This window comes from Bradyrhizobium sp. (assembly GCF_019244115.1).
Classification (GTDB): Bacteria; Pseudomonadota; Alphaproteobacteria; order Rhizobiales; family Xanthobacteraceae; genus Bradyrhizobium.
The window spans coordinates 1-9,255 of record NZ_JAFATE010000359.1; the positions used below are offsets into that span (position 1 = coordinate 1).

Annotated in this window: 8 protein-coding genes and 1 pseudogene; 4 read left to right on the forward strand and 5 right to left on the reverse strand. The window is 62.3% G+C overall.

Features of this window, described 5'->3' with window-relative positions:
• From JOZ76_RS15860 to JOZ76_RS15870, 3 genes and pseudogenes are all read right to left on the reverse strand, one after another.
• Window positions 1-240: pseudogene (locus JOZ76_RS15860) on the reverse strand (ABC transporter permease); the annotation flags it as partial.
• A gap of 55 nt (window positions 241-295) precedes the next feature.
• Window positions 296-2,089, reverse strand: coding sequence for a peptide ABC transporter substrate-binding protein (locus tag JOZ76_RS15865; protein ID WP_291699557.1), 1,794 nt, complete (start codon window positions 2,087-2,089; stop codon window positions 296-298).
• A gap of 322 nt (window positions 2,090-2,411) precedes the next feature.
• Complete coding sequence (locus tag JOZ76_RS15870; RefSeq protein WP_291699558.1) at window positions 2,412-2,795, reverse strand: universal stress protein; 384 nt, start codon at window positions 2,793-2,795, stop codon at window positions 2,412-2,414.
• A gap of 659 nt (window positions 2,796-3,454) precedes the next feature.
• Here JOZ76_RS15870 and JOZ76_RS15875 point away from each other — a divergent pair.
• Genes JOZ76_RS15875 through JOZ76_RS15885 form a run of 3 tightly spaced genes read left to right on the forward strand, consistent with a single transcriptional unit; the run spans window position 3,455 to window position 6,353 of the window.
• Window positions 3,455-4,621, forward strand: coding sequence for an alpha/beta hydrolase family protein (locus JOZ76_RS15875; protein WP_291699559.1), 1,167 nt, complete (start codon window positions 3,455-3,457; stop codon window positions 4,619-4,621).
• A 39-nt stretch (window positions 4,622-4,660) separates the two neighbouring features.
• Window positions 4,661-5,266: a DUF1097 domain-containing protein gene (locus JOZ76_RS15880; protein ID WP_291699560.1), complete on the forward strand. Its 606-nt coding sequence runs from the start codon at window positions 4,661-4,663 to the stop codon at window positions 5,264-5,266.
• 28 nt (window positions 5,267-5,294) lie between these two features.
• Window positions 5,295-6,353: an FUSC family protein gene (locus JOZ76_RS15885; RefSeq protein ID WP_291699561.1), complete on the forward strand. Its 1,059-nt coding sequence runs from the start codon at window positions 5,295-5,297 to the stop codon at window positions 6,351-6,353.
• Window positions 6,354-6,641: 288 nt separating this feature from the next.
• Here the strand turns inward: JOZ76_RS15885 and JOZ76_RS15890 are convergent, their stop codons facing one another.
• Both JOZ76_RS15890 and JOZ76_RS15895 read right to left on the reverse strand, forming a co-directional pair.
• Window positions 6,642-7,457: an MBL fold metallo-hydrolase gene (locus JOZ76_RS15890; protein WP_291699563.1), complete on the reverse strand. Its 816-nt coding sequence runs from the start codon at window positions 7,455-7,457 to the stop codon at window positions 6,642-6,644.
• A complete protein-coding gene (locus JOZ76_RS15895; RefSeq protein ID WP_291699565.1) occupies window positions 7,454-7,828 on the reverse strand; it encodes a Crp/Fnr family transcriptional regulator in 375 nt (124 codons plus the stop codon). The genes JOZ76_RS15890 and JOZ76_RS15895 overlap by 4 nt, the downstream gene beginning before the upstream one ends.
• 623 nt (window positions 7,829-8,451) lie before the next feature.
• Here JOZ76_RS15895 and JOZ76_RS15900 point away from each other — a divergent pair.
• The coding region (locus tag JOZ76_RS15900) for a hypothetical protein (RefSeq protein ID WP_291699567.1) at window positions 8,452-9,255 on the forward strand (804 nt) is incomplete at its 3' end.

Sequence of the window (9,255 nt, forward strand, 5' to 3'; positions counted from 1 at the left end):
AAAGCCCCAGTCGCCATGCAGCATGGCGACCAGCCAGTGGAGATAGCGGACGAGAATCGGATCGTCCATGCCGAACTTCACCCGCAGCGCCTCGCGGACCTCGGGCGGAATGTTCGGATTGGTCGCGAGCTCGCCGAAGGGATCGCCGGGGGCGAGTGCGAGCAGCACGAACAGGATCAGGCTGATGCCGAGCAGGCTGGGAAGAGCGATGATGAGGCGTCTGAGAAGATAGTTTCCCACTCGCTTCCCCTCAGGACCATTGTTTGATCATGGCAAGGCGCGTCGCGCGGCTTGATCAGCTCTCCCGGTACCAGTTCGCGATCTGCCAGAGATCGTTGTCCCAGCCGCTTTCGTGAACCACCATGCCGTTCTTCAGCCCGATTGCGAGCTTGCGATTGATCTCCGGCAGGATGTAGCGGTCGGCGACGACGAGGTCGTTGAGCTTGATGAACATCGCCGCGCGCTTCACCGGATCGAGCTCCGTCTCGGCCTGGTGATAGACATCGTCATATTCCTTGTTCTGCCAGCGCACGATGTTGCGGCCCTGCCACTTGTTCGCCTTGCTGGCGATTTCCCACGAGGTGAACTGGTTCATGAAGAACTGCGGATCGGCCTGCGGCATCGTGGTCTGGTACATCTGCATGTCGCAGTAGAAATGCGAATAGGTGTCCGGATTGGCGGTGTCGCTGGAGAAGAACACCGACGCCACCACCGACTTGAGCTCCACGTCGATGCCAGCCTTCTGGCAGGCCTGTTTGATGATCGCCTGGTTCTTCTGCCGCGGCGAATTGATCGAACTCTGGAACACGAATTTGAGCTGCTTGCCGTCCTTGGCGCGGATGCCGTCGCTGCCCTTTTTCCAGCCGGCTGCCTCGAGCACCTGGTTGGCCTTCTCGATGTTGAACTCGAACTTGTTGTTCTTCGATCGGAAACGCTCGGGGTTGTTGAGGAAGTCGGCCGTCGCGACGCCGGCGCGGCCATAGATGAACTTCTGCACCGACGCGCGGTCGATCAAAAGGTTGATCGCTTCGCGCACGGCCGGATCGGAGAACAGCGGATGCTTGGTCTTGACGCTGGCGCGCTCGCCGTCGACCTCCACCGCTGGATCGGTGACGTTGAGCTGAATGTGTTCGATGTTGCCGCAGACGCTCAAGGACGCCTTGCCCTGGCCGCCGGCCTCCAGCTTCGTGAGGATCTCGTCCTCGACCTGGATGTTGAAGGCGTAATCATATTCGCCGGTCTGCAGCACCGCGCGCGCAGCCGACACCGCATCCCCACCGCCCTTCAATTCGACGGTATCGAAATAAGGTCTGCCTTCCTGGTGGTACTCGGGGTTGCGCTTGGCTGCCACGCTGTCGCCCGGCTTGAAATCGACGAACAGATAGGGGCCGGTGCCGACCGGCTTCAGGTTCGCCGGCGCCTCGCGGGATTTGGCGCCGATATAATCGGCGAACAGGTGCTTTGGGATGATCAGGCCGTAGGAGGCGACGAACGCGTTGGCCCAGAACGGGGTCGGCTGCTTGAACGTCAAGCGCACCGTGTGGTCATCGATCTTCTCGATCTCCTTGATGTCCTTGTAGCTGCCGATCGAGACCGCCGCGGTATCTGGATTGGTGGAATACTGCCAGTTGAAGATCACGTCGTCCGCGGTGAAGGGCACGCCGTCATGCCACTTGGCGTTCTTCTTCAGCTTCCAGACCATGGACAGGCCGTCTTCCTTGAGCCCGTCATTGTCCTTGCTCGGGATCTCCTCGGCGAGGATCGGGACCAGATTGCCGTCCTTGTCCCATCCGGCCAGCGGCTCATAGAACAGCCGGCAAGCTTCCTGGTCCTTCGTTCCCGTTGCGAAATGCGGATTGAGCAGGGTTGGAGCCTGCCAGAACAACAGCTTCAGCACCCCGCCGCCGCCGGCTTTTGGCGGCTTGTAGGAGATCGCGCCCTCGGCCCTCGCCACGCCCGCATCGGTCAACATCATGCCCGCCAGCGGCGCCGTCAGCCCCAAAGCGATCATGCGTTGCACAAAGCTGCGGCGCGACATGCGCCCGTCCTTGACGTCCGCGATCAGGGTTCGAAGTTCCCGCTCGTTCATGGGGTCGGCTCCAGGGGTGAATGCGTCATGCTCCACTTCACCGCTCTTTAAGGACAGGTTTGAGGGAGCAGGACGAAAGTGGATCAGCTTAGGTCGCCCCTGTCAAAGCAGAATCCGGGCCAACTTTCGACCAAGAGCCGGCCATGACGACGCAGCGGCCGCTCATCCCTGAGCCATGTCACGCGGCGGAAAATCGGCTGCGGTCCGCGGCGCAAACGTCATGGTGGAAGAGTCGGCGCTGCGCCGATTGCCGAACGGTGCGATTTCAGCACAACCGCCGAGTGCTGCGCCATTGCAAGACGCCCGTCGGCGGTCCGTACATTCACCGACAAACCAGTACGGGAGTTTTCGCGTAGGCCAGCACTTTGCTTGTCACACTGCCGATCAGAAGCGTGGAAAGTCCGCTACGTCCGTGCCATGACATGACGATGCAATCGCAGCCCTTGTCCTCGGCGGCTGCGATGATGGCCTGGTGCGGCGGCACGTTCTCCACCTGGATTGTCTCGCAGGGAATGCCAGCCTCCCTGGCTGCATTTTCCGCGCGATCCAAAACGCTCGCAAAGTCGCCTGTCACTGCAAGAAGCGGCTCCACAACGTAGATGATGAATACCTTGGCTCCGATGGATTTCGCGAGCGCCAACCCATGCGTCACCCCACGCTCCGCCAGCTCCGACCCATCTGTCGGAATGAGAATATGCCGATACATGCTTCACCTCCCGAATTGTCTGGACGTATCGCTGCCCTCCGAAGGAAGCTGGGCCCGCGCTTCGGATACGGTCTGAGATAAATCAAATCTGTCGGACCATCGTGCTCAGTCCGCGACGGCTCACCACACACTGCACGATCACCTATGCCCGATCATGCATGACCAGCACGGGCACCCTTCCGTCGATCGACGCGCTGGTGACGCGAGACGAGCATCATGAGCGCGTACGGCGTGCATGACAACGTCTGCTGTTTGCTGCCAGTCGGACTGCGGCCGAGCCTCGCCGACAGCCGTCCGTGTACCCAGCCGGATTGGTTTGGAGCAAGGAGAAGGGGCAGGCGCATGATTGAGTGTCTGCTCGCGTTCTGTTGATCCGCGGCGTGCGCAAAAGGAGTAAACTTTGAGTTGGCTGAGGGAACTTTCCCAACCGGGGAGTTCAGATGCGCGACCACAGCCTTCAACGCGTTCAATCGCGGTTCGCTCAGCAAAATTCGCGGCTCCGATCTCGAAGCGCTCAGGAAATGCTGCGGAAAGTGCTCGCGCGGGGACTTGGTGTTGCATTTCTGGCAACGGGGTGTCCACGGGATTGATCTGGCATGAACGCTCGCCTGGGTGCAACGCTCGCAATCGCAACTACACCCTAGCCAACGGAGAAAGCCATGCCGTTCCTGCACATGCTGCCTGACGTGGGCATGAACTACACGTTCAACCGGCCGCTGCTGGATGGTCAGTCACCGCCGCGCCTGAAGGAGCTGAGTGCCATTGCGCCCAGGATCAAGGATTACGATTCCTGGTACACGGTCTGGCTCGAGGTCGCCAAGAAAGCCGAGGCCGAAAAGCGCTACCTGGACGCCGCCTCCTACTATCACGGCGCGGAGTTCTATCTGCCCGCCGGCGACGTGCGCAACGGGCTCTACGACGACTTTGCGCGCAATTGGGCGCTTGGAATGAAAGGCGTCGCCGGTTACGAGCGTATCGAAATTCCATATCCCGGCGGACACCTGCCGGGCTTCAGGCTCCAGGCCAAGGGCAAGGAACGCAGCACGTTCATTTTCACCGGAGGATACGATTCCTTCGTCGAGGAGTTCTACAACTTCCTGCTTCCGCTGACCGAACTCGGAATGACCGTCATCGCCTTCGACGGGCCCGGCCAGGGCGGCGCCCTGCGGCAGGGAATCTACATGGATCACGCCTGGGAAAAGCCTGCCAAGGCGGCGATCGATTACTTCGAGCTTGACGCTGTCGATTGGCTCGGCGCCTCCTGCGGGGGTTACATGTCGATCCGTGCGGCCGCGTTCGAACCTCGCATCAAGCATGTCATCTCGATGCCGACGTCGTATTCGGGCCTCGACATGACCCTCAAGCAGATGCGGCCGGGCAAGGCCCAGGAGCTGGTCTCGCGGTTCAAGGCCGGCGACCGCAAGGCAACCGAGGCCGTGGTGGCCGAGGAGCGTCTGCCGAGCTCCGTGTTCGAATGGTGCATCGTTCAAGGCATGCACATTACCGGCACCAGGACGCCGTTCGACTTCCTCACCGCGATCGCGAAGCAGTCGCTCGACGGAATCCTGCACAACGTCAAGCAGGACATCCTGCTGACCGAAGGCGAGCAGGATCACCTGTTCGATGTCGGCTGGGTCCATCGAACCATGCGCGAGCTCGTCTGCGCCCGGTCGGTGACGACACGGATATTCACGGCGCGCGAGGGCGCGGAGCAGCATTGTCAGCTCGGCAACTCGGCGGTCGCGCGTCACGCGATCGTCCACTGGCTCGCAAGCTTCTATCCCGGCATGCCGGTCGGCGAGGAAGTAACCGGCATCGCCGCTTGACATGGATCTTGAACTGACAGCGATCACGTCCTTGCAAAAATGGTGATCGAAATGAACCTGTCATCCTTGACAGCAGCAGCACTGGCCGCGGCGCTTGTCGCCGCGGCCTCCGTGCTCGCGTTCTCCGCAATGCCCGGGCTGTTTGTTTGGGCGGCTTTCATCGGCTGGGCGAGCTGCGATCACTCGGGAGCTACTCTTCAGGCCGCGTTGCGCAGCTCGGCCGCTCTCATATTCGGCGTCGTTATGGCATGGGTGGTCGCCGTTGTCGTCGCTGCTGGCGTGCTGCCGCTCAGCGCACCGCTTGCAACCGCCGTTACCGCCGGCGTCGCTTCATTCCTGATCGTCTTGGCGGCTGCAGAACCAATCCTCAGTATCGTCCCCGCCGCGTTCTACGGCTTTGCATCAACGTTCGCTTATCTCAGCCTCGTGCCGGGAGCATTCACGCTCAAAGCGATGATGGGGCTCGACTGGGAGAATGTGATTGTAGCCATGCCGCTCTCGTTGCTGATTGGAACCGGTCTTGGCATTGCGCAGGGTTGGTTGGCGAGCGTGCTCGCGGCGAGCAAGGCGCGTGCGGCACCGGCCCGCGCCCTTCGTCTCGATGGCTCACCGGTCGGAGATGGCAACACCCTGAAGGCACGTTGAGCTGCCAGGCGGACCGGAACTTACGAGGATGAAATCGGTCAACGCGCATGAAAGGAGCTTGGCCGGCCTGGGGCGATCGTTGCGGGCAGCGATCGCGGTCCCATCGCTGTTCGCATTGGCACTGATTGTCTTCAGGCAACCCGAACTCGCCGGCTTTGCCGTATTCGGGACTTTCGCCCATCAGGTGCTCGTCAATTATGACCCGGCAGGAAGAGCCCGGTTTGTTCAATCTGCCATGCTGACGGCGCTGGGCGCGATCATGTTGAGCCTCGCCACGCTTGCTTCGGCAAACCCCTGGCTCGCAGTCAGCGGCGCTGTTGCGGTGGGATTTCTGTCGGAGCTTCCTCCGCTGACCGGGGGTCGGATTGCAGCCATCCGGAGCGCGTTGCTCCTTGTGTTCATGCTCGCGGTGGCAGTGCCAGCCCCCGCGACCTCCGTGTTTCCTTATCTCGCGGGCTGGCTCATTGCCGGCTTCGTGGCGCAACCGGCATTACTCTTGATCTGGATTCCAATTCGGTCCAGCCGTGCAGCCGCCGACGAAGCGAGTTCAGCCGACGCCGCGCTGAAACCCGCTGCTGCCGCCGGCCGGTCGAACTGGAGGGAACGTGCCCTCCGCGCTGGATTGGCGTTCGGTTTCGCCGTTCTGCTCACGCGGCTTCTCAAAGTGGAGCATGCCTTCTGGGTGGTGCTCGGCGTGCTTCCCGTCCTGAGCGGCGCCGGAGGATCAGCGGTTCGGACCTTCTGGCAGGAACAAGCCGGGACGCTGGCCGGCTTTCTGACGAGCGCAATCGTGGTCGCGATCATCGGACCGCACCCGGCCTGGTACTGGTCGATCTTGCCCTTTGTCGTCTTTGGTTCGACATATGCGGCCAGCACCCTGGGCCTCATGGCCGGACAAGCGGCATTCACGCTGTTCGCGGTGGTGCTGTTCAGCATTCTTCTGCCTCAACAAGGGCAGACCGGGCTGCTCCGGCTCGAAGACATCGCCATTGGCGGTGCAGTCAGTTTGACGGTCGGCGCACTGCTACGGCTGGGGGAGCGCAAATCCGCAGGCCATGGGCCGCGCCAGTCGGTCTTTGTCCTGTGACCTCCCGGCAAAGCTGATGGGCGGAGCCACCCGAAATCGACGACAGTACGAGGCCTGAGACAATTGAACTGATTTGCCCGGACAGGCAGAATGCCTCAACGCTGGAAGGCGCAGCGCGACGAGCGGAGAGCCAAAATCGCCTGCGCGAAAAATCGAATTTCGTGAGCCGAACCACAGGGTGTGTCTTGGTGGCGTCATTGCGAGGCGCGAAGCGACAAAGCAATCTAGACTGTTTGCCAGGGAGGAAATTCTGCGTTGCTTCGCTTCGCTCGCAATGACAGCGCACGCTCAGCCGTCGTCGAGCTTGTTGAGATCGCGGACCGACTGCATGATCGGCTCGAAGTTCGCCCGCGCATCCAGCGCGTCGAACAGTTGCGCGGTGTCGGCCAGCAGCGCGTGCGAGCGTTGCAGCGCGATGACGACATCGTCCTGCGGGGTGTCGGACAGCCGGCCGTGGCCGGACAGCAGGATCCTCGAATTGAGGCCCTTGATGCGCTCCAGCGACTGGATGTAATCGGCGATCGAGCCGGAGCCGAAGATGCCGCCCATCACGCCGCCCGGCATCAGGGTATCGGCGGCGAACAGCAGCCCCTTGTCCTGGTCGTACAGCGTGATGCAGGCCGAGGTGTGGCCCGGCGTGTGCATGACGTTGAGGCGGAAATTGCCGAGATCGATCAGGTTGCCTTCCTCGAGCCAGATATCGACATTGATCGGGACGTTCGGCTCGTTGAACATTTTTCGCAGCATCGAAAAATCGTCGCGCAGCATGATCTTGTTGGCGGCCAGGCGATGGGCCGCGACATAGGTGCGGCTCAGGTTGAAGTGGAAGGCCGCGCCGATGTGGTCGAGGTGCTCGTGGCTCAGCACCACCATGTCGATGGTTTCGGGCGGGCAGCCGACATGGTTCAGGCATTCGACGAGATGCGGATAATTGGTCGAAAGCCCGACATCGATCAGGATCGTCCGCGCGCTGCCGCGCATGAGATACGCGTTGGCGGCGCGGTTCTTGAAGCGGATCTGATAGACGTCCTCGTCCGCCTGGATCAGCGAGCACACCTCGTTGTTCAGGAGAATCGGAAAGGGGATAGGCTTGCGGTCGCTCATGAGGTCGTTGCGTTTCCGAAGTTGCGGAGATTGGAGGCGCGCAGGCGCTTGCTGAGTGCATCCATGACCATCAGCGCGAATGCCGGCTGCTGGCTGACGAGATACACGAAGCGGGCGTGGTTGATGCGCATCACCCGCGTGCCGGGCGTCGCCGCGATCGCGGTTGCCGAGCGCGCCGAGCCGTCGATCACGGCCATCTCGCCAAAAAATTCGCCCTTGCCGAGCGAGACGATCATCGTGCGGGATGCGCCGTCGGTCTTGGCGATGTCGACCTTGCCGTCGAGCACGACGAACAACTCGCGTCCCGTCGAGCCTTCCTCGAAAATGACGTCACCGGCGGAATATTCATTGATGCACTTTTCGATGGCCATGTTGCGATGCCTTGGTCTCGACGCCCGGCTCTTCCCGCCGTCGCACAATGCCCCATCGTCGTTTCTTATCGACCTGCGGTTGCCATGTTAGTCCGCAAAGCGGGCTTCAATCCAGCCAACGGCCCCTGAATGGTACCGCAATGCAGCATCGGCTCCCAATTAACCCAGCCGCTGCCACCTCTGCTCCGCTAATCGGACCAAATTTCGCCCCGGAAAAGTTCCTAACTTTTTCGCAAGCCGGCCACGGGGTAACGTTTTCGCAAGCAATGCATGGTTACCAAATGGTCAATCAATCCCTGGGACTTTGAACGTGTGTGAGTGAGCCGATGCCCGAACAGTCTCGCGTTGAACCCGGCAGCCTCTCCGGATCGACCCCTTTGAGCGCCCCGGAGCTGGCGAAGGGGGGACTGTCCACGTCTCCACCCAAGACGACTGCCAGCAGCGAACCGATCAGTATCGCATCGCTCGCAGCCAAGGCGCCCGAGGCGTTCAAGCCCTTCGACCTCGGCAAGCCAGATATGGCCCCGCTTGCCAGGCTCTCGGCCGTTTCTTCGCGTCCGAAGGACGGCACGGGGCCCCTAGGCAAAGCGGAATTCCAGCCACAACCAGCGGAGAAGCGCCGCATGTCTTCCATTGCGCCCGAGACGGCGAAAGCCGAACCAGCAAAGGCCGATGCCAAAGCCGACATGACCAAGGTTGAGACGCCGCGCATGCCCGGCGGCAAGGTCACGGTCACCCCGCTCGGCGAACGTGCCTGGGAAATCAAGGGCTTGGTGCCGCCGAAAGCGACCGAGCCGGCCCCGCCCGCGGAACCGGCCAAGTCCGAGGCGCCCAAGGCGGCAGCCGCGAAGTTCAATGTCTCCGGTCTCGCCGGCAAGGTTCTGGCCTTCGCCGCCTTTGCGGCCCGCGCATCGGCCAAAGTCAAGCGTCCCGCACCGAAGGCCGAGGCCGTCGCCAAGGCGGAGGCCGGCCCGAAGCCGGCAGCCGCCGCGGCGGCGAAGGTCATCAAGGGCAAGCGCCAGGTCAGCGCGCTGGCCGCCTCGGTCGCGGTGGCCGCCATTGCGGGCGCCGTGGGCGGCGCGCTCGCCACCTCGGTCATGATGCGCACGGGTGGCGATGTCGCCGCCTCGGCATCGGCCGATCCCGATGTGCAGGCCTCGGTGACGCGGATCAGCGGCGATGTGGAGACGCTCAAAGCCAATGTCGACCAGATTGCCAAGGCTGGCCAAGGTCTCATGACGGATACTGGCGACCGGCTGGACCGGCTCGAGCGCGAGCAGGCCGAGACGTCGGCGCGGCTGCTCAAATTCGGCGAAGGCACCACCGATCGCGTCCGCTCGACGCCGCAGAGCAATGCCATGGCCGCGGTCGCACCCGTGCTGCCGCGTGACACCACCGGCTCGGTGACCCAGTCGACCGCGAGCGCC